The sequence below is a fragment of the Sphingobium sp. UBA5915 genome (assembly GCF_002431195.1).
GTDB classification, from domain to species: domain Bacteria; phylum Pseudomonadota; class Alphaproteobacteria; order Sphingomonadales; family Sphingomonadaceae; genus Sphingobium; species Sphingobium soli.
Window position 1 is genome coordinate 1 of the sequence record NZ_DJDV01000045.1, and the last position, 21,150, is coordinate 21,150.

At 66.8% G+C, this 21,150-nt stretch carries 29 protein-coding genes; 13 read left to right on the forward strand and 16 right to left on the reverse strand.

Annotated features, from left to right (window positions below):
* The 14 genes from B2V90_RS06240 to B2V90_RS06305 form a co-directional block, all read right to left on the reverse strand.
* A partial coding sequence (locus B2V90_RS06240; protein ID WP_293920356.1) for a hypothetical protein occupies positions 1-302 on the reverse strand: 302 nt, incomplete at its 3' end.
* Between the two features lie 43 nt (positions 303-345).
* Positions 346-786, reverse strand: coding sequence for a hypothetical protein (locus B2V90_RS06245; RefSeq protein WP_293920358.1), 441 nt, complete (start codon positions 784-786; stop codon positions 346-348).
* A gap of 110 nt (positions 787-896) precedes the next feature.
* Positions 897-1,571: a DUF6683 family protein gene (locus B2V90_RS06250; RefSeq protein WP_293920361.1), complete on the reverse strand. Its 675-nt coding sequence runs from the start codon at positions 1,569-1,571 to the stop codon at positions 897-899.
* Positions 1,572-1,587: 16 nt separating this feature from the next.
* A complete protein-coding gene (locus tag B2V90_RS06255) occupies positions 1,588-2,145 on the reverse strand; it encodes a hypothetical protein (RefSeq protein WP_293920364.1) in 558 nt (185 codons plus the stop codon).
* Between the two features lie 93 nt (positions 2,146-2,238).
* A complete protein-coding gene (locus tag B2V90_RS06260) occupies positions 2,239-2,532 on the reverse strand; it encodes a hypothetical protein (RefSeq protein ID WP_009823031.1) in 294 nt (97 codons plus the stop codon).
* A 95-nt stretch (positions 2,533-2,627) separates the two neighbouring features.
* Positions 2,628-3,260: a hypothetical protein gene (locus B2V90_RS06265; protein WP_009823032.1), complete on the reverse strand. Its 633-nt coding sequence runs from the start codon at positions 3,258-3,260 to the stop codon at positions 2,628-2,630.
* Positions 3,261-3,408: 148 nt separating this feature from the next.
* Positions 3,409-3,756: a helix-turn-helix domain-containing protein gene (locus tag B2V90_RS06270; RefSeq protein ID WP_009823033.1), complete on the reverse strand. Its 348-nt coding sequence runs from the start codon at positions 3,754-3,756 to the stop codon at positions 3,409-3,411.
* Positions 3,753-4,559, reverse strand: coding sequence for a type III secretion system export apparatus subunit SctT (gene sctT, locus B2V90_RS06275; protein ID WP_293920370.1), 807 nt, complete (start codon positions 4,557-4,559; stop codon positions 3,753-3,755). The genes B2V90_RS06270 and sctT overlap by 4 nt, the downstream gene beginning before the upstream one ends.
* Positions 4,559-4,828 carry a type III secretion system export apparatus subunit SctS gene (gene sctS / locus B2V90_RS06280; RefSeq protein ID WP_009823035.1) on the reverse strand — a complete coding sequence of 90 codons (270 nt, stop codon included), beginning with the start codon at positions 4,826-4,828 and terminating at the stop codon, positions 4,559-4,561. The genes sctT and sctS overlap by 1 nt, the downstream gene beginning before the upstream one ends.
* A complete protein-coding gene (sctR, locus tag B2V90_RS06285; RefSeq protein WP_009823036.1) occupies positions 4,821-5,471 on the reverse strand; it encodes a type III secretion system export apparatus subunit SctR in 651 nt (216 codons plus the stop codon). Before sctR ends, sctS begins: the two co-directional genes overlap by 8 nt.
* Before the next feature lie 4 nt (positions 5,472-5,475).
* Positions 5,476-5,757, reverse strand: coding sequence for a FliM/FliN family flagellar motor switch protein (locus tag B2V90_RS06290; RefSeq protein ID WP_228226540.1), 282 nt, complete (start codon positions 5,755-5,757; stop codon positions 5,476-5,478).
* 27 nt (positions 5,758-5,784) lie between these two features.
* Complete coding sequence (locus B2V90_RS06295; RefSeq protein ID WP_293920377.1) at positions 5,785-6,426, reverse strand: hypothetical protein; 642 nt, start codon at positions 6,424-6,426, stop codon at positions 5,785-5,787.
* Entirely contained in the window at positions 6,426-6,734 is a 309-nt protein-coding gene (fliO, locus tag B2V90_RS06300; RefSeq protein WP_009823039.1) for a flagellar biosynthetic protein FliO, read from the reverse strand. The genes B2V90_RS06295 and fliO overlap by 1 nt, the downstream gene beginning before the upstream one ends.
* Positions 6,731-7,858, reverse strand: a complete 1,128-nt coding sequence (locus B2V90_RS06305; protein ID WP_293920382.1) for an EscU/YscU/HrcU family type III secretion system export apparatus switch protein — start codon at positions 7,856-7,858, stop codon at positions 6,731-6,733. Before B2V90_RS06305 ends, fliO begins: the two co-directional genes overlap by 4 nt.
* A 464-nt stretch (positions 7,859-8,322) precedes the next feature.
* Here B2V90_RS06305 and B2V90_RS06310 point away from each other — a divergent pair, with 464 nt between their 5' ends.
* From B2V90_RS06310 to B2V90_RS06365, 12 genes are read left to right on the forward strand one after another with little or no spacing between them, the layout of a single operon-like run.
* A complete protein-coding gene (locus tag B2V90_RS06310; protein ID WP_293920385.1) occupies positions 8,323-9,111 on the forward strand; it encodes a lytic transglycosylase domain-containing protein in 789 nt (262 codons plus the stop codon).
* The gene (locus B2V90_RS06315; protein ID WP_293920388.1) at positions 9,111-11,075 is read left to right on the forward strand and encodes a flagellar biosynthesis protein FlhA; all 1,965 of its coding nucleotides are present in this window, start codon (positions 9,111-9,113) and stop codon (positions 11,073-11,075) included. The genes B2V90_RS06310 and B2V90_RS06315 overlap by 1 nt, the downstream gene beginning before the upstream one ends.
* Positions 11,072-12,880: a type III secretion system outer membrane ring subunit SctC gene (gene sctC, locus B2V90_RS06320; RefSeq protein ID WP_293920391.1), complete on the forward strand. Its 1,809-nt coding sequence runs from the start codon at positions 11,072-11,074 to the stop codon at positions 12,878-12,880. Before B2V90_RS06315 ends, sctC begins: the two co-directional genes overlap by 4 nt.
* Positions 12,877-14,031, forward strand: a complete 1,155-nt coding sequence (locus B2V90_RS06325) for a hypothetical protein (protein ID WP_293920393.1) — start codon at positions 12,877-12,879, stop codon at positions 14,029-14,031. Before sctC ends, B2V90_RS06325 begins: the two co-directional genes overlap by 4 nt.
* Positions 14,032-14,054: 23 nt before the next feature.
* Positions 14,055-14,369 carry a hypothetical protein gene (locus B2V90_RS06330; protein WP_293920396.1) on the forward strand — a complete coding sequence of 105 codons (315 nt, stop codon included), beginning with the start codon at positions 14,055-14,057 and terminating at the stop codon, positions 14,367-14,369.
* A complete protein-coding gene (locus tag B2V90_RS06335; protein ID WP_009823046.1) occupies positions 14,366-14,752 on the forward strand; it encodes a hypothetical protein in 387 nt (128 codons plus the stop codon). The genes B2V90_RS06330 and B2V90_RS06335 overlap by 4 nt, the downstream gene beginning before the upstream one ends.
* Before the next feature lie 19 nt (positions 14,753-14,771).
* Positions 14,772-15,512 (forward strand): type III secretion system inner membrane ring lipoprotein SctJ, encoded by a 741-nt coding sequence (gene sctJ / locus B2V90_RS06340; RefSeq protein WP_293920398.1) that lies wholly within the window; start codon positions 14,772-14,774, stop codon positions 15,510-15,512.
* The gene (locus tag B2V90_RS06345) at positions 15,509-15,952 is read left to right on the forward strand and encodes a hypothetical protein (protein ID WP_293920401.1); all 444 of its coding nucleotides are present in this window, start codon (positions 15,509-15,511) and stop codon (positions 15,950-15,952) included. The genes sctJ and B2V90_RS06345 overlap by 4 nt, the downstream gene beginning before the upstream one ends.
* Positions 15,937-16,542 carry a hypothetical protein gene (locus B2V90_RS06350; protein WP_009823049.1) on the forward strand — a complete coding sequence of 202 codons (606 nt, stop codon included), beginning with the start codon at positions 15,937-15,939 and terminating at the stop codon, positions 16,540-16,542. Before B2V90_RS06345 ends, B2V90_RS06350 begins: the two co-directional genes overlap by 16 nt.
* Positions 16,532-17,842 (forward strand): FliI/YscN family ATPase, encoded by a 1,311-nt coding sequence (locus tag B2V90_RS06355; protein WP_293920405.1) that lies wholly within the window; start codon positions 16,532-16,534, stop codon positions 17,840-17,842. Before B2V90_RS06350 ends, B2V90_RS06355 begins: the two co-directional genes overlap by 11 nt.
* The gene (locus tag B2V90_RS06360; protein ID WP_293920407.1) at positions 17,839-18,300 is read left to right on the forward strand and encodes a hypothetical protein; all 462 of its coding nucleotides are present in this window, start codon (positions 17,839-17,841) and stop codon (positions 18,298-18,300) included. Before B2V90_RS06355 ends, B2V90_RS06360 begins: the two co-directional genes overlap by 4 nt.
* Positions 18,297-18,953, forward strand: a complete 657-nt coding sequence (locus B2V90_RS06365; protein ID WP_293920410.1) for a hypothetical protein — start codon at positions 18,297-18,299, stop codon at positions 18,951-18,953. Before B2V90_RS06360 ends, B2V90_RS06365 begins: the two co-directional genes overlap by 4 nt.
* 180 nt (positions 18,954-19,133) lie before the next feature.
* Here B2V90_RS06365 and B2V90_RS06370 read toward each other — a convergent pair whose 3' ends face one another.
* Both B2V90_RS06370 and B2V90_RS06375 read right to left on the reverse strand, forming a co-directional pair.
* Entirely contained in the window at positions 19,134-19,373 is a 240-nt protein-coding gene (locus tag B2V90_RS06370; RefSeq protein ID WP_293920413.1) for a DUF3253 domain-containing protein, read from the reverse strand.
* Positions 19,370-19,627 carry a UvrB/UvrC motif-containing protein gene (locus tag B2V90_RS06375; RefSeq protein WP_293920416.1) on the reverse strand — a complete coding sequence of 86 codons (258 nt, stop codon included), beginning with the start codon at positions 19,625-19,627 and terminating at the stop codon, positions 19,370-19,372. Before B2V90_RS06375 ends, B2V90_RS06370 begins: the two co-directional genes overlap by 4 nt.
* A 13-nt stretch (positions 19,628-19,640) precedes the next feature.
* Here B2V90_RS06375 and B2V90_RS06380 point away from each other — a divergent pair, with 13 nt between their 5' ends.
* Positions 19,641-21,074, forward strand: a complete 1,434-nt coding sequence (locus B2V90_RS06380) for an ATP-binding protein (RefSeq protein ID WP_293920418.1) — start codon at positions 19,641-19,643, stop codon at positions 21,072-21,074.
* Positions 21,075-21,150 lie beyond the last annotated feature (76 nt).

Consider the following 21,150-nt stretch of genomic DNA (forward strand, 5'->3'; position numbering starts at 1 on the left):
GAATAGCCATCGCCCAGATCGATCGACGCCTGGCTTTCACCCTCCATCGAAGCGGACCAGCTGGCGCCTTCAGTCGGGGCGAAGCTCGACGCCTGGCCGCCCGTGCCCGGCAGCATCGTGCCGCCCTGCATCTGGAACATCATCGGCAGCGCAGCCGACGCGAAGGCGCTGGCCATGAGCGGCTGGAAATAGCTGGCCATGATGCCGCTGGCGAGTTGCAGCGTCATTCCCCCGGCCAGCGGGTTCGCCCCGAAATTGTTCGTGACGTTGAGATTGAACGTATTGTTGATGATCGTTGTCATGTTCATTCCCTCTCGTTGCAAAGAACCGGCGCAGGCCGGCAGTTCATGCGGGACGCGCGCCTTCCAGAGCGACGCGCGCCTGATCCAGTCCATCAATGATGCCGGCAATGTCGCTGGCCGATCCGAGTGTCGAAGCGCCGATCGCGCTGTCCGCCAGGTCGAGCGTCCGACCATCGGCATAGGCCGCCATGTCGGTCGCGACGGCGCTGGCGAAATCCTCGACAGCGCGCGTGAGCGCGCCGGCATCAGCGGCCGAGCCGCCAAAACTCGCGCTTATCTGGTCCGCCAAGGCGCGAAGGCCGTAGACGTCGCCCTGCCCGGGGGCGCTGATCGGCAGCAGGCCGAAGTTGCCAGCGATTTGGCCGACGATCTGGCTGGCAAGCGCGCGGACCTGATCGACCGGGCCAACGCCGGCGGAAGCGCCCCCCGTCTGGCCGAGGGCGCCGATCGCGCTGGCGCTGCTGATATTGGGGTCGATCGTCATGGGTCCTGTCTCATCCTGTCGACGGCCCGCGCCGTCCTGTCGCTGAGCATAAAAGCAGATCGGGCGGGCGAATGCGCTCCACGATCCGACTAGGGGGCTAGTCGATCCGACTAGCGGTGGCGGAAACCATCGTCAGTGAGGAGGATGTCGACAGGATCGGCCTGGAATATCTGCCGTCCGCCGCGCCGCGCCATTTCGGCATAGCGGGCGAGCGCGGTGCTATCTCCGCTGCGCAGGGCCGCCTCATGCGTGCCCGCCATGATCGCGCCCTGGATCATCAGCATCTCACCAAATTCCTGGCGCAGCGCATCGCTGTCCACCTGGTCGGCGACACGGGCAAAGGCGTTGGCCGCCTGACGCCGCACCCCTGCGGCCTGCGCGCGAGTGATGTCGGGCCGATGGTCGTTGGCGACGCCCCATTGGGCAAGCATGTAGAAGGCGAGTCCGTCGATCGCGTCATTGGCGCTGTAGCCAAGTCGGGGCGCCACTTTCTCATATTCGTCGACGGCGCGGCCCGACAGCACGATCTGCCGCATTTCGGCTTCCTGTGCCGCGCCTTCCCTGCCGGCAGCTTCGCCCATGATGTCCGCCAGCTTGCGCCGCACCGCAGGATCGGGACGATAGCCGCCATCGACATCGGCAACCACGCCCTGGCCGGGGGAGAGGTCGAGCGCCGGCAAGCTGCTCGGATCGAAGCGTGCGGGCGGCGCGCCCTGCTGAGGTCCTACGGGCGCGAAGAGCGACGCCAGCAAGGCGGCGGCCGCGGTCAGGCTGTGCAGCATCATCCCTGTCGTCCCGCCCTCACGCCCGGTCGTCTGCGCACAGGCTGAGCGTCGCGCCGTCGCGGGTGATGTCGATCCGCGCCGGCACCACGGCATCGGCATGGTCGGCCGCTGCGCCCGCTTCGATCGCGATGGCGGTGCCATTGTCGAGCCCGAACCAGCTTTGCGCATGCAGCGCGGCCTCGCCGCCCCAGATCGGGCTGCGCGTGTCGCTGGGCCGATGTTCGATCAGAACCTGCCCCGTCGCGCCATCGAGCAGCAGCCGATAATCGGCGCCAAGGTCCAGAGCGGCGCAGCCCGTGCCGGGCGCGAGCGTCACATCGCCGGCGGCTTCAGGATCGGCAAGGCCGCCGCCGACAGCCTCATAATGGCGGGCGATGCGGGGAAAGGCGGTGCCGCCGTGCACGTCGCTGCCGAAGGATCCGTAGATGCCGGGCCCCATTTGCTGGCAGCTGGTGTTGGCGCTGCGGTTCGCCGCACTCTTGGGCGGCAGATACCAGGCCATGGTGTTGAAAGGCCGGTCCAGCAGCGGAACCGCATCGCCGACCTGATTGGTAAGATAGCCCAAGAGCATCATGGCGGGTCTCCTGTCTCTGCCTGTGTCCGGCAGGATGGCGGCGGCCCGCCGCCGTCGCACTCCGCTATCCGACTAGTCCCCTAGTCGATCCGATTAGAGGCCGGCGCCCGCGCACAGCCCTTCCAGCTTGCGAACGCGCGGCTCGTTCGCGCCCAGTTCCGCCCGGAAGCGCGGCAGGCTGGCGCACGCGCGCCGCTGGCCAGCCGTGGGAGCAGCGTTGGCGCTCGATCTGCCTTCGCGGATGCGGCGCGCCTGGCCTTCGGCGACGGAGCGATGGAATATGCCCTCGGCCGCCTGGCCTGGGCTGATGACGGGCGCGATATCCTGGGCGGTTGCGACGCCGACGGGTGCCACAAGCGCCAGCGCGATGATTACAGTTCGGAACATGATCGTCCTCCTGTGCTGTCAAGCCCCTGATAAAAGAGGCGGAGGCCCGATCCAAGGGATGGGCCTCCAACCGTTTGCTTTGCGGGGTAAGCGGATTATTGCTTACGCGCGGTGTTCGACATGGCTTCGCCGATCGTCTTGATGGCGTTGTTGGTCGCGTTCATCAGCATGCTGAACTGCTGCGACACGACGCCGAATTCGGCCGAGGCGCTGGCGTCGTCGCCCTTCAGCGATTCGGCGCGGCTCTGCATGTCCTGACCCAGACGATCCAGTTCCTCGCCCAGCGCCTGCGCCATCGCCATTAGCCAGCCCGGCGCACCGGTCGAACCGGCGCCAGCGACCTTGCCCTTGCCGCCCGAAGCCTTAGCGTCCTTGAACTCTTCGCTCTGGCTCATTTCCTCGATGAACTGCATCATCATCTGCTGGACGCCATTCTGGGCCTGGGCGATGTCAAAGGGCGAAGCGCCGACACCGGCGCCGAACTGGTCGATCGCTTCATCGATGTTGCTGGCCGCGCCCTGGAAGTCGCCGATCGAACCGGCGAACTGGCTCTGCGCCATGTCGATGATGCCCTGGGGCAAGCCGAGCTTGTCGCCGAACTGCTGCAGGATCTGCTGACCCATCTGCGAGAAGACCTGCTGCGCCAACTGGGCGACGACGCCGCCGATCGGGCCGAGCATCGAGGTGGCGAGGAGGGAAATGGGGTTAAAGGAACCAATGCCAAACATCGTTATTCTCCTGTCCTTGAAAATCCGGCCCTAAAAGGGCGCCTGAACGGCGGCGCGAACGGGTCGAACCGCCGTCGTCGCCATCCTGTATGACCGACCTGCCAGCCGTCCGCCCTCCCCGATCCGACTAGGGTCCTAAGCGATCCGACTAGCTGAGCGGGTGGAAGAGCAGGCCGGCAAGCGCGTTGAGTTCGCGCACGCCGTCCAGCTCCAGCTTGCGGCACATATTGTTGAGGTGCACGCGCACCGTATTTTCGCTGATGACCAGCAGGGTCGCGATGTCGGCATTGGCGCGGCCCCAGCCCAGGAAGCGCAGCACCGCCACTTCGGTTCGGGTGAGCGTGCCGATCGCCTGGCTATGCCGTTCGGGCACGCGTGAGCGGGGGATGCGAAACTCGCCGATCGGCACATCCTCCTCCGCCGCGCGCGCATCGGCCTGGCGCAGCAAGCGCATCAATTCGCGCAGGCGGGCTTCCTCGTCCTGCCCGTCGGTCATCGCGCCAGCGTCCTTGCCACCGCGCGCACGACGTCGCTACGGGTAGACAGGTCCTTCAGCACCGCCTGCGCGAGCAGCGGCACCAGGATGAGGAGCAGCGCGGTCGCGGCCCAGCTCTTGATCGAGAGCGACAGGGAAAAGACGTTGAGCTGCTGCGCAAAGCGGTTGAGCAGGCCGAGCGCAGCATCGACGACATAGAGCATCACCAGAATCGGCGCGGCGAAGACCAGCGCCAGCGTCATCAACCGACCGAATTCCCCTTCGAACAGGATCAGCGACTGCGGATCCAGCACGGGCCAGCTCTTGGCGATCGGCCAGATGACGAAGCTTTCCATGATGGTGCCAACCAGCAGCAACAGTCCGCCCCAGGCGGCGAAGAGGACATGGGCGAGCCGTTGCAGCAGCGATCCGGTGAGCGATGTCATGGTGCCGCCATTGGGCTCCAATATCTGGCCGATGGTCGCGCCGACCTTGGCGTCGATAATCTCGCCTGCCGCCTCCATCGCCCAGAGGATGGTGGCGAAGAAGAAGCCGATGGCGATGCCGATCCCGGCTTCGCGCAGCAGCATGATCGCCCAGCCGAAAGTGCCGATATCCTGCACCATGAAATTGGGCTGGAGGGCGAAGGCGACGCCGCCGAAGGTGAGGATGATCGCGTTGCGGACCGTGGCGGGAATGGTGTTTTGCGCGAACAGGGGGATGATGGCGAAGGCGAAGCCGAAGCGGGCCGAGGCGATGCCGACCAGCAGCAATTCCATCATCCATCCCGGCACGCCCTGCATGCCTCCCGCCGCGCCCGCCATCACTGGCGCACCATGGCCGGGAACTGGGTGAAGATGGTGTTGCCATATTGGTAGAGGCTGCCCGCCAGCAGCGAGGCGGTGAGGAAGATGGTGGCGACGATGGCGAAGAATTTGAGCGTATATTGCAGCGTCTGTTCCTGAAGCTGCGTCGCCGCCTGCACCAGCGCGACCAGCAGCCCGACCGCCGAGGCCGCAACGATCGGCGGGGCGGACAGCAGCAGCACCAGCCACAGCGCGTCGATCGTCATGCGGATGATGCTGTCAGACATAGCTGAGCACCAGCCCGTGCGAGAGCTTCACCCACCCGTCGACCAGCACGAACAGCAAGATTTTGAACGGCAGGGATATTGTGACGGGCGAGAGCATCATCATGCCCATCGCCAGCAGAATGTTGGAGATCACGAGGTCGATCACCAGGAAGGGCAGGAAGATGAGGAAGCCGATCTGGAAGGCGACGGTCAGTTCGCGCACGACGAAGGCAGGCACGACGACGATGAAGTCGGTGGCGCTCGCCGCCTGCGTGCCGCTCTGTTTGGCGACTCGTTGCTGCGTGCGCAGGAAGAAGGCACGCTCGTCCGCGGCGCTATGCTTGATGAGGAAGGCGCGCAGCGGCTCCTTGGCGCGGTCGGCGGCGGAGAATATCTCGCTGGTCTGGGACGGTACGGCCTGCTGCCCCGAGGCCGCCGCCATCTGCTGCATGGTGGGATACATGACATAGACCGACAGAACGAGCGCCATGCCGTTCAGCACGACATTGGGCGGCACCTGCTGCAGCCCCAGCGCATTGCGCAGCAAGGACAGCACCACCACGATCTTGGTGAAGCTGGTCACCATCACCGCGAAGAAGGGCGCGAGTGCGATGAGGACGACGACAACAAGAGCGCTGCCGGGCGTGAAGGCGGACACGTCCATGGGTTCAGCCCTCCTTGAGAACCGTCTCTATGAGCACGCCATAGCTGTCGCCGACCGACACGATCTGGCCCGCCGCAATAGCGCGGCCGCCCGCGATGATACGGACGGGAAGCGCGCCGTCGCGATCCTGCAAGGGCAGCACGCCGCCCTGCTGCACCGCCTGAAGCCGAGAGAGCGGGACATCGGTCTGGTCCAACTCGAAGCGCAGTTGCACCGAAAAATCGTCCGCCGGGAATGTCGGGCTGGCGGGGGTTGGAGACATGGCAGGCGTATCGGCATCATCCATGATCTTCTCCTCTTGGGAACAAGCGGCTCAGTGCGGCCGGAAGCAGCGGGCGACCGGATCGAGCCGGCCCGTGATCGCATCGCCGTGCGGCGGGCACAGCGTGGCAGCGATGGGAGCCGGCCCGATCAGCAGCAGGTCGCCGGGCGAAAGCGTCGCCGCGTCGGCCGGGGACAGGCGCGGTCCCGCGACAGCGATCGCGACAGGCAGCGCGATATCGCCGAGCAGCGATGGCGCGAGCGGCGCGGGCTGGGCCAGAATGACCGCGTCGAACGGGACCGACAGCAGCAGGACGATCTGCTGGTCGAGCGAGCCGATCCGCACAGTCAGCCCTGCGGTGTCGGGACATGGACCGATGTCGAGCGGGTCCAACGTCAGGCCGAGCGCGGCTTCGACGGCGCTGAGCAGATCGTCGGCCGCGTCCAGCAGCGCCGCCATCCCCGGGCCATCGCCGGCATCCATGGACAGCGCGCGGCCGCCGAAGCGGAGCAGGCGAAAGGCGATGGCGTCAGCGCAGCGGAACCAGGCGGTCGCATCGTCGCCGCGCGGCAGAAGCTGCGCGCGCAGTACCTGATCATCGACGCTCAGGCCGCACAGCGCGCCGAGCAGGCTCTGGCGCAGATGCGCCTCCTCCGCACCCATGACAGGAAAGCGAGGCGGCTCGGGCGTCATCAGGGCCGTCCATCCGGGGCGAACGGCGCGGCGCGGCCTTCGGGCCAGCGCGCGAGCAGGCTGATATTGCCGCCAGTGACGCCGATCAACATGACCTCGCCCCGCACCTCGACGAGGGCGATGCGCTCGCGCTGGCCCACGGCCATAGCGCGCAGGAAGCGGATCGGCTGCTCGGTTGCTTCGCCGCCGCCCTGGAAATGATCGTTCCACCGCCGCAGCAGCCGCAGCGCCACCCATGCCAGGCCCAGCACGACGGCGAGCGCCAGCACAACGGCCAGCAGGCTGAGGAAGAAAGTCCCCGCGTTCATTCCGCATCCTCCCGCACCGGAGCTTCCAACCCGTCGCGCGCCCGACGCGCCCACAGGATGATTTCGGCAATCGCATCAAACCGGTCGCGCGGGATCGGCCCGCCCACCTCGCTTTCGCCCCAGACGCCGCGCGCCAGGCCGATATTGCGCACAATCGGTACGCCTTCGCGCTCCGCCTCGGCGCGCATGGCGGCGGCGAGCGGCCCTTCGCCCTTGGCCGCGACCATCGGCACCGGACAGTCTTCGGGATCATAGTCGAGCGCGATGGCGAGATGCGTCGGATTGGTCAGCAGCACATTGGCGCGGCCGGCGGCCGCCACGGCATTTTGATTGGCCCATTCCTCATGGAGTTGCCGGCGTTGCGCGCGCAGCATTGGATCGCCTTCATTATCCTTATGCTCCTGCTTGATGTCGCGCCGGCTCATCCGCAATTTCTTGATGAAGCTGTGCTGCGCCCAGGCCCGATCGGCGGCGGCGACAAGCAGGAAGATGGCGCAGGTCCAGGCGAAGAGCTGGATCGACACCGACCGGATCAGCGCCAGCATCGCACTCGCCACCTGGTCGCCATGATGGTCGACCGGCGACCATTCCGCCGCCTGCACCAAGCTGACGAAACCATCGGCCGAGCGCCAGAGGATGACCCCGGCGATCGTCAGGATCAGCGTAGCCTTCGCGACGGTCTTGAGGAGCTCGACCAGATTGTCCATGCTGAACATGCGCTTGAGCCCTTCGATCGGGTTCAGCTTGTCGAGTGAGGGCTTGAGCTTTTCGGTGGTGACGAGGGCGCCGACCTGTACGAATTCAGCGATTACGCCGATCAGCGCGGCAGGCCCCAGGATCAATAGGCTGACCGACACCAGCACGAGCAGCGCCGCCCAGCCCAGTACGGGCGCGGCCGCATCGAAGGGCATGCTGGTCGCCGTGCCGAGCGTATCGCGCATCAGACCGGTGATCTGCGCGCCGGCATGGCCGGCCGCGAACAGCAGCAGCAGGAACCACATGATCATGCCGAGAGCGGGCCCGACATCCTTCGACTTGGCGATGTCGCCCTTGCGGCGGGCGTCGCGCAGTCGCTTGGGAGTCGGCTTCTCGGTCTTGTCACCGCCGTCATTCTTTTGCGCCATGGAAACTCCACACCGTGCCTGGAGGCATGAACCGGGAAGAAGCTGTGCGGCAGTCAATGGGAACCGGCGCCAAACAGCTTCATGAAGTGCGTGTGTGGACCCAAGTAAAAGTTTAGACAAAGCGTCGCTTCGTCAACCCTCGATAGCAGGATTGGGACGAGCCGTTCATCTTCGCAGATGTTTCGACTTCGACATGGTAATTCATCTAGTCGTAACGATTATGTGACTGATTCGTCACGGTTCCATAGCAATCGACCAGTTGACTTCACTTCATCGCCTCTTGGCCACAATCCGTCTCGTTACAGTGGCTTCGCCGAAATTGTAGCGCGACAAAGCCCTCGCCAATCCGTCGCTCTCTGGGCGGATAAGCACAAGTATATGACGACAAATATCGTTAGATTACTACAGACTTAGACTGATCGAGAATTTGGTGTGTGGACGTCACCAGATAGGAGATCGTCAGGATGGCAATCGCAATTTTTCGCAATATTTCTATTGCGACTCTATTCGCATTTTCATCGGGGGGCAGCATTGCCTATGCCGAGGATAATGTAAGCTGGCGGGACATCGATTTCGGGTCCTGCCCGCTGAACGCCAATCTGCGCGTCGCCGATGGCGGCAGCACGAACGGCTATATGGCGTTACAGGGCTGTGCGGCGCGGATCGTTGTCGCTCCGCGCGCGCCGATCAGCACGACGCCCGACGTGGCGCGCATCATCGGTGTCAAGGAAGACAAGCCCAAGAAGCCGGAGCGCCGCCGCGGCAAGACCGCGCTGGCCGAACCGCCGCCGGGCACGCGCCGGGTCAGTGCCATGCTGGATCGTCCGGTCAAGATTGCCGGCTTCATGCCGGATTTCGACTCGCATATCCAGGCGACCGCCGCCGCCCACCGCATCGACCCACTGTTCCTGCACGCGATCATCGGCACCGAATCGACCTATCGCGCCAGCGCACTGTCGCATGCCGGCGCGCGGGGGTTGATGCAGATCATGCCGGGTACCGGCGCCCGCTTCGGCGTTGCGCAGGACGCGCTCTATGATCCGGCCACCAATATCGAAACCGGCGCGCGGCTGCTGAAATCGCTGCAGAAACGCTACGGCAAGGATTTCGACCTGATCCTGGCCGCCTATAATGCAGGTGAAGGCGCGGTGGCGCGCTATGGCAACCAGATCCCCCCCTATCGCGAAACGCAGGATTATGTCGTCAAGGTGATGGCGCGCTATGCCGCGCTGCGCAGCGGAGCGACGCGCTGATGGCCGCCAGCCTGATTTCCCGCCTGCCGCGCGGCGCGGTGCGCCCGGCAGACCTGATGCTGATCGTCGCCGTGGTGGCGATCGTCGCGCTGTTGATCCTGCCGTTGCCGGCAATCATGATCGACATGCTGGTCGCGACCAATATCGCCATCGGCCTGCTGCTGCTGCTTTCCACGCTGCACATCACAAAGCCGCTCGATTTCTCCACCTTTCCCACAGTGCTGCTGCTTTCGACGCTGTTTCGCCTGTCGCTTTCGATCGCGACCACGCGCATGATCCTGACGACCGCCGAGGGCGGGCACATCATCCAGCAGTTCGGCGAAATGGTCGCCGGCGGCAACCTGATCGTCGGGCTGGTCGTCTTCCTGATCATCACGGTCGTGCAGTTCATCGTCATTTCCAAGGGCGCCGAGCGCGTCGCCGAAGTGGCGGCGCGGTTCAGCCTGGACGCGATGCCCGGCAAGCAATTGTCGATCGACAGCGACCTGCGGTCCGGGCTGATCGGCAAAGACGAAGCGCGTGAGCGGCGGCGGACGCTGGAGCTGGAAAGCAAGCTGCACGGCAGCCTGGATGGCGCGATGAAGTTTGTGAAGGGCGACGCCATCGCCTCCATCGTCATCGTGCTGATCAACCTGGTCGGGGGCCTGGCCGTCGGCGTCTTTTCCCACGGGATGGAAGCGGGCGAGGCGATGCAGGTCTTTTCGATCCTGACCATCGGCGACGGCCTTGTCGCACAGATCCCGGCGCTGTTCAGCGCCATGGCGGCCGGCCTGCTGGTTACCCGCACGACGGACGAAAGCCGTGACGGGAGCCTGGGCCCGGCGATCGTGCAGCAGATCGGCAGCAAGCCCAAGGTGCTGGCGCCCGCCGCGATCCTGTGCCTGTTGATGGCGCTGATCCCCGGCTTTCCCGCTGCGGTCTTCATCGGCATCGCCTTTGCGCTGGGCAGCGCGGCGGCGTGGCAGCATCCGGTGTCGCACGCCTGGATCATGGGCAAGGCAGCGCGGTTCGACAAAGGCGAGAAGCCGCTGCCGCAAACGCTGGCGGCACAGCCCGAAGCGCCGCGCCCGGTACGGCCGCTGGTGCTGGAGATCGCCGCGCCCGCGCTCGACGCGGCCCAGGCCGAACGGCTGCGCGCCCGCTTTGTGCTGGTGATCGAAGCCGTGCAGGCGCGGCTGGGGCTGCCGATGCCGGCGGGCGAAGTCACGACCCGGCTGCTGCCCGAGGGGGAGCGGCCGCGCTGGACGCTGAGCGCCTATGAGGCGCCGGTCGGATCGGGCGAAGTCGACGGGCCGTTCGAAGAGGCGATCGCGCCGGCGATCGAGGCGCTGCTGCGGCGCAATGCCGCCCGTTTCCTGGGCCTGCAGGAAACCACCACCATGCTCAACCGCATGGGCGCCGACTATCCCGACCTGGTCAAGGAAGTCGTGCGCGCCGTGTCATCCCCGCGCATCGCCGAAGTGCTGCGCCTGCTTGCCGAAGAGGAGGTCTGTTTGCGGAATCTGCGCGACGTGTTGGAAGCCATCGCCGAAATCGGTCAATCGGAACGCAATGCGGTACCGATCGCGGACCGCACGCGGGTGGCGCTGCGCCGCTATATCGCCGCACCCCATATGGCGGATGGCCGTTTCCCCGTGCTGGTCGTGGGCGGCCGGCTGGAGCGTTTCTTCCGCGACAATCTACAGACGGTGGAGGGCGTCGCGCACCTCGCCATGCCGCCTGACCAAGCGCGCACGCTGATCGGCATGATCCGCAGCGAAACCGCCAAATGCGGTGCGCGGGCGATCATCACCGCCTATGATCTGCGCCGGCCGCTGCGGCAGTTGACCGCCGGCGACCTCTTTGGCTTGCCGATCCTGTGCTATAATGAGCTGACGCCCGCGCTGCCGCTGGACGTTGTCGGCACGCTCGACCGGACGCCCGACGCGATCGAGGAACAGGCGCCGATGGAGGCCGCAGCATGAGGGGGATGCTGCGCCTATCCTGTGCGCTCGCCCTGGCCAGCGCCACGCCCGCGCTGCATGCCGCCGAGCCGCCCTTTGGCGACCGCAAGGTCAACATCACCGCGCGCGATCAGCCGGCCCCCGATTTCCTGAACCAGTTCTTTGCCGCATCGGGCCTGCGGGTCGCGGTGAACGGCACGGTGTCTGGCAAGATCAACGGCCGTTTTTCGGGCATGCCCGCCGATATCTGGCGGCAGGTGGCGAGCGCGTTCAACCTGATCGCCTATTATGACGGGTCGGTCGTCACCGTCTACAGCGCCAATGACGTGCAGAGCCGCACGATGAGCGTGGCGGCAGGGCGCGCGGCCGACCTGTCGGGCGCGGTCACGCGCGGGCGGTTGAGCGACGGCAACAATCGTGTGCGCATCACATCGGCCGAAAGCGTGCTGGCGACCGGCGTGCCCCGTTTTCTGGACCAAGTGCAGCAAATCGCCAGCGCCCTGCCCCGCACAGCCGTGCGCGAGCGGCCGCCGGTCGCCGCGATCGCGCCGGGTCGCGCCCAGCCGCTGACGCCCGGCGGCATCGACCCCTATGAACTACGCGTCTTCTACCTGCGCTACGCCCGCGCCGATGACACCACGCTGCGCACGGGCGATCGCGAAGTGCGCGTGCCCGGCGTCGCCACCATCGTCGCGCGCGTGATGGGCGACGGGCTGCCGATCGGCACTGTTGGCGGCAGCTATGGCGCGCAGCAGGTGCGCCAGTCGGTGCCGCGCCTGATGGGCAAGGGGCTGGACAGCGTCGCGCCCGACGCGTCGCGCTCCACCCCTTATGACAATGACGAGGAGGATTATCTGGGCCTGCCGGGCCAGGAGCCGATCGTGGTCCAGGCCCAGCCCTCGCCGCAGGCGGGCCCGCGCATCACCGTCGATCCTTCGCTCAACGCCGTCATCGTGCGCGACCGCCCCGAAAACATGCCCGCCTATGAGGGGTTGGTGCGGTCGCTGGATGTCGCGCCGCAGATCGTGGAGCTGGAAGCGACGATCATCGACATCAATGTCGATCGGCTGCGCGAGCTGGGCATCAACTGGCGCTTCCGGAGCGGCGACTGGGGCGCGCTGTTCGGCGGCGACATCGTCCGGCGCACGGGCAATCCGCTGACCGACTCGCTGAATACCGGCAGCGTCAATCGCGGCCTGTCGCTGTCGGGCATCATCGGCGCGAACAACGAGTTCATTGCCCGCATCAGCGCGCTGGAGGAAAAGGGCGCGGCAAAGGTGGTGTCGCGACCGCAGCTCGTCACCCTGTCCAATGTCGAGGCGGTGTTCGACCGCACCCGCACCTTTTATGTCCGGGTCGCGGGCGATCGGCAGGTCGACCTGTTCAACGTGACTGCGGGCACGGTGCTGCGCGTCAACCCGCACGTGCTGGTCGATAATGGCCAGCCGCGCATCCGCATGGTCGTCAATGTCGAGGATGGCGCGCTGCTCGACGGCACGGTTGACCGCATTCCGGTGGTGGAGCGCGCCAGCGTCAATACCCAGGCGCTGATCGCCGAGGGCGAAAGCCTGTTGCTGGGCGGCCTGACCGTCAATTCCGACATGGACGCGGAAACCGCCATTCCGGTGCTGGGGCAGATCCCGGTGCTGGGCGAATTGTTCAAGTCACGATCGAAGCGCCGCCAGCATGTGGAGCGGCTCTTCCTGATTTCCCCGCGCATCAACCGGCTGGACATGCCGACAATGACGTCGCCCATGCCAACCAGGTTCGGCGGGGCGCCCGCGTCCCCGCCTGCGCCCCGCCTGCAGATGGAGACCCTGAAATGACCGCTGCAACGATCCGTGGGATCGACATGCCGCGCGGCACCGCCGTCGCGCACCGCGTGCTCAAACTCCTGTCGGGCCGCCTGTCCGGCAAGGCCTACCCGCTCGACGGGCGCGCGCGCGTCAGCATCGGCCATGGCCTGGCCAATGACGTGGTGCTGCGCGGCGCGGGCACGCGCGACTGCGCGATCGAACTGGAGCTCAACCCCGACACGGCGCAGCTGCGCGTGCTGCAGGGGCAGGTGGAGTTGCTGGGCCGCACGCTGGCAGCGGGCGAGCAGGCGGTGCTGCCGGCTTATCTGCCCTTCCGTCTGGGCGAATATCTGGTCGCGCATGGCGCCCCGGTATCGCCGCGCTGGGAGGATGCGAGCAAGATCGCCGATACACCCTGCGGCGTTGCGGTCGGGCCGTTGCAGGCGCCGCGCCTGATCGACCGGATGCTGGACATGGGCCGCGCGCATGTCGGCCGGATCGACCGCAAGATGGCGCGGCTGGCGCTAGGCGCGGGCTGCGCCGGGTTGTTGTGCGTCGCGGCGGCCGAACCGCTGGGAACGCTGGTCACCGGCCAGAGCGGCGACAAGGCCGCCCTGAGTCGCGCCGTGCGGCAGGCAGGCTTCGGCGGCGTCACGGTCGGCGAAGCGCCGGGCGGCGCGCTCAGCATCGGTGGCGTGGTGCGCGACGAAGAGGAGCTGGCCCGGCTGCGCGCGCTCGCGCCCCAGCATGGCGACGGCGTGATCGTCGATGCCCAGACCGGCCCGCAACTTGCCAGTGCGGCGACCGACATCCTGCAGGGCAAGGGCGTCGCTGCGCGCGTCAGCCCGGCCCAGCCCGGCGCGCTGGTCGTGCGCGCGGGCTATATGCCCGCCGACCGGCAGGCCCAGATTAGAGCCGACCTGCGCAAAGACCTGCCCGCCGTGCGGCAGGTGGGATTCCGCGTCGACGACAGCCTGGACGCGAGCCCGCTGCAATCTTTCTTCACCCAGAGCGGCGCGGGGCTGGCGACGATCGTCGCCGATCCCGCCCATATCGTGACCGCCGACGGATCGCACTGGTTTCCCGGCGCCACCCTGCCCACCGGACATCATCTGGTGTCTGTCGCCCCCAATGCCGTCACGTTCGAGAAGGACGGCCGGATGGAACGCATCACCCCCTGAAGACGCACATAAGGAGATTTGACATGACCGACAGCATTGCCCGCGCCGACATGGCGACCTTGGCCAATACGCCGCTGACCGGCGCGCGCATGCGCCAGGACGACGCGCCCGGCAACTGGTTCGAAGCCTTTGCCTCCGCCTGGGGCAAGGCGCTCGACCGCCAGGCCGCGACGATCGAGCAGAAATCCGACCTGATCGCCAATGAAGGCGGCGACAACCCCTCGCAGATCACCATGCTGACCGCCGAGGCGATGAAGATGAGCTTCCTGTCGAACAGCTCGCACAGTTCGATTGACAGCGTGTCCAAGGCGCTCGAGACCATGGCGCGCAAGCAATGATGGTCGATCCCGTCACCGCGCAGGCCGCGATCCCCGCCCGGCAGGTGGAGCTGGCCCCGGCCATGCCCCAGCAGGCCGGGCAGGACGCGGCGGCCGATTTTGCGGCGTCGCTCAAGGTCGCGGCGACCGAGCATATCGGCGGCACCGACATGTCGCCGGCGCTGCGCGGCATGCTCGGCACGCTGGACAAGGTGAATGGCGAAGCCAAGTCGGTCGCGGACTATGCCCGGTCGGTGGAAGGCACGGGCGGCGAACTGACGCCGGGCGAGGTCGTCCAGCTGACGATGCGCTGCCAGGAATTCATGTTCCATTGCCAGCTGACGTCCAACATCGCCAATCGCAGCTCGGAAGGCGTGCAGCAGCTGTTCCGCCAGCAGGGCTGAAACTGAGAGGAGAGAGACGGTGATCCCCAGAATCGGAAGGTCGGGCCTGGCCTTGGTCGCCGCGCTGGCGCTGGCCGGTTGCGGCAGCCAGGAAATCTACGGTCAATTGAAGGAGGGTCAGGCCAACGACATGATCGCGGCGCTGCGCGACGCGCATATCGATGCCGCCAAATCAGCGGACAAGGACGGCCAGTGGGCCGTCGCCGTCAGCCCCGACAATTTTTCCAAGGCGATCCAGCTGCTGCGGGCCAAGGGCCTGCCGCGCGAGGATTTCGCCAATCTGGGGTCGCTGTTCGAGAAGAAGGGGCTCGTCTTCTCACCCGTGGAGGAACGGGCGCGGCTGATCTACGGGTTGAGCCAGGAACTGAGCCACACTGTGAGCGAGATTGACGGCGTCGTCCAGGCGCGCGTCCATCTCGCCATGCCGGAAGCCGACCCCCTGTCCGACAAAATCAAGCCCGCATCGGCCGCCATCTTCGTCAAATATCAGCCCGGCTATGACCTGCGCAGCCAGACCGGGGCGATTAAGTCGCTGGTGACCAACAGCATCGAAGGACTGGCCTATGACAAGGTGTCGGTGGTGATGGTGCCAAGCCAGGCCGCGCCGCCGCCCGAGCAGTCGATGCTGGTAGCGAGCTTCGACAGCTGGGCAAGCCGCTTGCTGCTGGCGCTGGCCGGGCTGGGCGGGCTCGCCACCCTGTTCTGGCGTCGGCGGCGCCCCGTCGCGGTCCCCGCACGGGTCGAGAGCGAGCAGGCATGAGCAGCGGTTCGGCGGCGCGGCGCGAACTGGCGCAGGTGGCGCGTCATGGCGGCTGGCCGATGACTCGTGGCGCGCGCCTTGGTCGCCCGACGCGACCGGATTTTGCGACGTTGCGCGCGCTGCCGCGATGGCCGGCTCTGGCCCCCGCGCGGCAGCAGCGAGTCGCGACGGTCGCGCTGCTGATCGGCGCGCAGTCGGCGCTGGGGCGACTGATCGACGGCGCGCGCCTGCGCGGCTACGCCATGCTGGTGGGCGCGCCGGTACTGGAACGGCTGTGGATGCTGGAAGATGGCGGTCGCGATCCACTGCCCCCAATTGAGGTGCTGCCTCATGCAGCCGAGCGCTTGCTGCGCGGGGCGGCCACGGACGCCGAGGCGCGCCAACGCTTGGGCCAGGCCGAAGCGCTTCTCAAGGAACTGGACGCATGGCCTTTCACCTGATCCACGCCGATGGGCGCAGCCTGCTAGCGAGCGACAAGCCGCTGCTGCGCGACCAGGAGCGCGCGCCGATAACCGAGGCCGTCGCGCTGCTGGACGCGGTGCGCGGCTGGCATGACAGGCAGGCACAGGCCCTGGCCGAGGCGCGCGAGGCGGCGGCTGCGGAGGGCCGGCGCACCGGTGAAGAGGAGGGCCGCGCTGCCTTTGCCGAGGCGATCGTCGCGCTGACCGAGGAGGCGCAGGCCGATGCCGCCCGCCGCGACGAGGATGTCGCCGCGCTGGCCTTGGCGGCGCTGCGCCAGATGGTCGGCGCGCTGCCCGCCGAGGATAGAATGGCCGGCATCGCCCGCCGCGCCGTCGAAGCGCTGGGGTCGCGTGGACCGATATTGGTCGAAGTGTCCGCCGCGATGCAGCCGCATATCGAGCGCGCATTCGCCGACCGGCCGTCATCGGTCGAACTGGCGGTGCGGCCGCGCGAAGGCCTAACCGACGACCAGTGCCGGCTAACGGCCCCGGATGGTCGGATCGTCGCCGATGTGGGCGTACAGATACAATCCTTCGCCGCGCGCTGGGAGGTGGCCGATGCGCTCTGATACCCGCCTGTCCGCCCTGTTCGACACGCTGGAGGCCGGGCCGGGCTTCGAGCAGCGTGGCAAGGTACGCGGCGCGATCGGCACGGCGATCCGCGTGAGCGGCGTCACCGTGCGCATCGGCGACATTTGCGAGTTGGCGAGCCCGGTGGGCCGCCATTCGCTGCTGGCCGAGGTGGTCGGCCTGTCCGAACATGAAGCGATCCTGTCGCCGATGGGAGACCTGCGCGGCCTGTCGGGCGAAACCGAAGTGATGGTGCGCGTGGGCGAGGACCGCGTGCCGGTGTCGGGCGCGCTGCTGGGCCGGGTGCTGGACGCGCGGTTGCAACCGCTCGACGGGCGGCCACCGGTCGAAACGCCGGCCAGCCAGCCCCTCTATGCCGCCGCGCCCAATCCGATGGAGCGCCAGCGGATCGACAGGCAGGTGGAAACGGGCGTGCGCGCGATCGACGGGCTGCTGCCGCTGGGACGTGGGCAACGGATCGGCGTGTTTGCCGCGGCAGGCGGCGGCAAGAGTACCTTGCTCGGCACGCTGGCGCGGCAAGCCCGGGCCGACGTTATTGTCATCGCCCTGATCGGCGAGCGCGGTCGCGAGGTGCGCGAATTCATCGAGGACAATCTGGGCAGCGAGGGACTGGCGCGATCGGTGGTGATTGCATCGACATCCGACCGCCCGGCGCTGGAGCGCGCGCGCGCCGCCCATGCTGCCACCGCCATCGCCGAGGGCTTTCGCGCCGAGGGCAAGCATGTCCTGCTGCTCATGGATTCAGTGACCCGCTTCGCCCGCGCACTGCGCGAGATCGGTCTGGCGTCGGGCGAGCCGCCGGTGCGGCGCGGCTTTCCCCCTTCGGTCTTCGCCGAACTGCCGCGCCTGTTTGAACGGGCCGGATGCGACGCCCGCGGCGAAATCACCGGCATCTACACGGTGCTGCTGGAGGAGGAGGAGGATGACCCGGTCGGCGAGGAAGTGCGATCACTGCTCGACGGCCATGTCATCCTGTCACGCAAGCTGGCGGCGCGCGGCCATTATCCTGCGATTGACATATTGGTGAGCCAGAGCCGGCTGATGGGACAGTTGATGGAGGAAGGCGAGCGCCGCGCCGCCCTGTCCTTTCGCGCGATGCTCGCCAAGCTCGACGAGATCGAGCTGCTGCTGCAGGTCGGCGACTATAAGCCGGGGCAGGACGCATTGGCCGACCGCGCCATCGCGCGGCGCGACGAACTGGACGGCTTCCTGCGGCAATCGACTCATGAAACGGCGTCCTTGCCGATGACACGCGCCATCCTGAGAGGATTTGAATGATGAGCGACCAGATCGACCAGCTCAAGACCATCGTCCGGCTGCGCAAGCGCGACCTGGAGCGGTGCGCGCACGATGTAGCGGCCGCGCGGCAGGCGATCGTCGCCGCGCAGGTGCAGGAGGAGCAGGCGGCGCGCGCCTGCGCCGACGCGTTGGCGAGCCGGGCGGCGGCGATGACGGAGCGGCTCGGCCAGCCCTGCGACCCGCTGGTCCAGCTGCATTGCGAGGCCGTATCCGCACGAGCGGAGGCATCGCAGCTGCTACGCACCCAAGCCGGCGCGGCGCTGGCGGAGGCGCGTGCGCTGGCCGACCGGCTTAAGCGCGAATGGCTGCGCGCGCAGGCGCGGCATGATGCGATGTTGGGGGAACTGGAGCGCGCGGTGCAAAGCTGGCAGCGCCAGGTCGGCCGCCGCGCCGAGGACGAGGTGCGTCCCGCCCCGATCCCGGCGATGCTGGCATGAGCGCGGCGATCGACTCGACAACGCCGCAGCCGGTGGCACTGCGCACGGGCACAGGGACGCGGACGGATACGGTCGCCAAGGACGCGGCCGGCTCCGAAGCGGCGGAAAGTTTTCGCAACCTGCTGGCGCGCAAGACCAGGAATGGCGGCGGCGAGGGCAAGCCGTTGCGCAAGCAGAAAGGTGCGGACGAAGCGGCGACGCTCCCCGCGCCCGCGCCGGCTCCCGCCATGACGTTGGCATTGTCGCCGCAGACCCTGGGGGTGGCAAAGCATGGCTCCGCGTCAGGGCCGAGCGATGACAAGGTGAGCCAGGCGCTCGCACCTCAACTCCAGCGGACGGGCGAGGCGCAGGGCGCGCCAGTGGCGACATCCCCTGCCGGCGCGGCCGTGCAGGAGGCGGCGAGCGCGCAAATGTGGGTGCAGCGGATGGATGCAGGAGTTCCGTCATCGGCCTCCACCCACCTCAGTCTGCCGGGCGACCAGTGGCGCGCCGAACATGTGCGGATCGATGCGCAGCAAGGCGGGCTGTCCGTGCTGATCGACCTTGGCGCGGACGCGCAGGGCAGGAATGAGGCGCTCAAGGAGCTCGAAGCGCGGCTGCGCGCCCGAGGGCTGGACGCGACGATCCGCGACGGTGGGGCAGCGCTGCGCTAAACGGCCTTCAGACCTCCGCCGCCATCAGCGCCGCATTGGTGCGCGCAGGGGCGGCTCGCGTCGGTCCGACCAGACGCTGTCGCTGGGCCCGGTATGCCATCTGGCGCAATACCGCATGCAAAGCCCGCTCCCATCGTCCTGACCGGCAGGATAGGCTGTTCCGCAGCAAAAGCCGCGCCATTACTTGCGCCCGATCCGATACGGTCCATTGCGCTCCGTCAGCACCGCCCCCTTCCAGCTCAGCTTGAGCTGGCCCTCGCCAAGCAGCGCGTCAACGGCGGCGTGCACCATCGGCATCGCGTCTCGCCATGCCTCCTCCGATCCAGTCATGGCGCGTGCCACCTCGCTCGGGCACATGGTCGCGTCTGCCGTTCGCTTGGCCAGCAGCTCCAAGACCGTGTGTCGCGCGCTTGCCGTCACGGCTTCCGGCGCCCTTTGCGCGACGACCGCCCCGCAGTCATCGGGTCGGGCTTGGCCGGGGGCTTCCAACCCTCCGGTGCCGTCACTTGCTGTCGGTTGGTGCCGAGTCCCATAGCGCCGGGGCGCTGACGCTCGACGCCCGACAGGTCCGCCCTCTCAGCCTCGGTCACTGTGGCACCGCCGCGGATCAGGCTGATCATGTCTCGGACGCGGCTCGCCTGCTCAAAATCCAGGGCACGGACTGCGGCTTCCATTCTGCAGCGGGCCGTGATCCCCGATTACGAACAATGGGATGAGATTAGCGGCACCTCGGATCTGGAAGCATTCCGCCAGGCTGGAATCCGCTCCGCGCAAACGACGCCCCTGCTTTCCCGCAGCGGTAAGCTGCTTGGCATGATATCGACCCACTGGGCGGTTCCGCACGAGCCATCAGCGCGAGACCTGCGTCTCCTCGATATTCTTGCTCGCCAGGCAGCGGACTTGTTGGACCGCACCATCGCTGAGGAGGAACTGCGTAGGCTGAATGAATCGCTGGAAGTCAGGATCGAGGTACGCTCACGCGAATTGCTGGCGGCTGAAAACCAGGTCCGCCAGATGCAGAAAATGGAAGCGATCGGCCAGCTGACCGGCGGTGTTGCCCATGACTTCAACAATCTTCTGACGATCATTCGTTCTTCGGCTGAATTGCTTGGTCGGCGCGAACTGCCGCGTGACCGGCAGCAAAAATATATCGACGCCATTTCAGAAACCGCAGACAGGGCAGCAAAGCTGACAGGGCAGCTCCTCGCCTTCGCCCGTCGGCAGGCTCTGCGGCCCGAGATTTTCAACGCTGTCGCCCGGGTGGAAGCGGTGGCCGACATGCTGAGGACCGTGGTGGGCGCGCGTGTCGATCTCATCGTTACATCTGAAGGGGAAGGCTGCTGCGTCGAAGTCGATGCGAGCCAGTTCGAAACCGCACTTGTAAATCTCGCGGTGAATGCGCGCGATGCGATGAATGGAGAAGGGCGCATCGAAATCGCGATCGTGCCTGCCGATGGTGTTCCGGCGCGTCGGGGACATGCCGCTGCCAAGGGCGACTATGTGAAGGTCTCGGTGATCGATGCTGGATCCGGGATCCCCCCGGAGGAGCTGGAGCGTATCTTCGAGCCATTTTTCACGACCAAGGAAGTGGGCAAGGGCACGGGCCTCGGCCTTTCCCAGGTTTATGGTTTTACCAAGCAATCGGGTGGTGAGATCGACGTGGTCAGCAACGTCGGTCAAGGCACGATGTTCAGCCTGTATCTTCGCCGTGTCACCGCATTGGACGAGAAGGGCGCGGAGGTTGCGGAACCGCGGATCGATGCGGCTGCTGCAAGCATTCTCATCGTGGAGGATAATGACCAGGTCGGTGAATTTGCGTCTCAACTGCTTGGCGATCTGGGCTTTGTAACCCAGCGCGCAGCCAATGCGCTCGAGGCTATCGCCATTTTGGAAATGGCTCATGACGATGTCGATATCATATTCTCGGATGTCGTCATGCCGGGCATGAATGGCGTCGAGCTGGGCAAGAAAATCCGGGCGCGCTGGCCCGACAAGACGGCGGTGCTCACCAGCGGCTATAGCCATGCCCTGGCCGAAGATAGCGGGCACGGATTTCCACTTCTCCATAAACCCTATTCGGTAGAGGAATTATCTTGCATCCTCCGCGATGCGGCCGCCTGAGATTGGCCCGGCGCTCTTGATGTGAGAATATGAAGGCGTCGCAGCGTTGCGTGTCGGGTGCCTTCAGTCCAGGCCG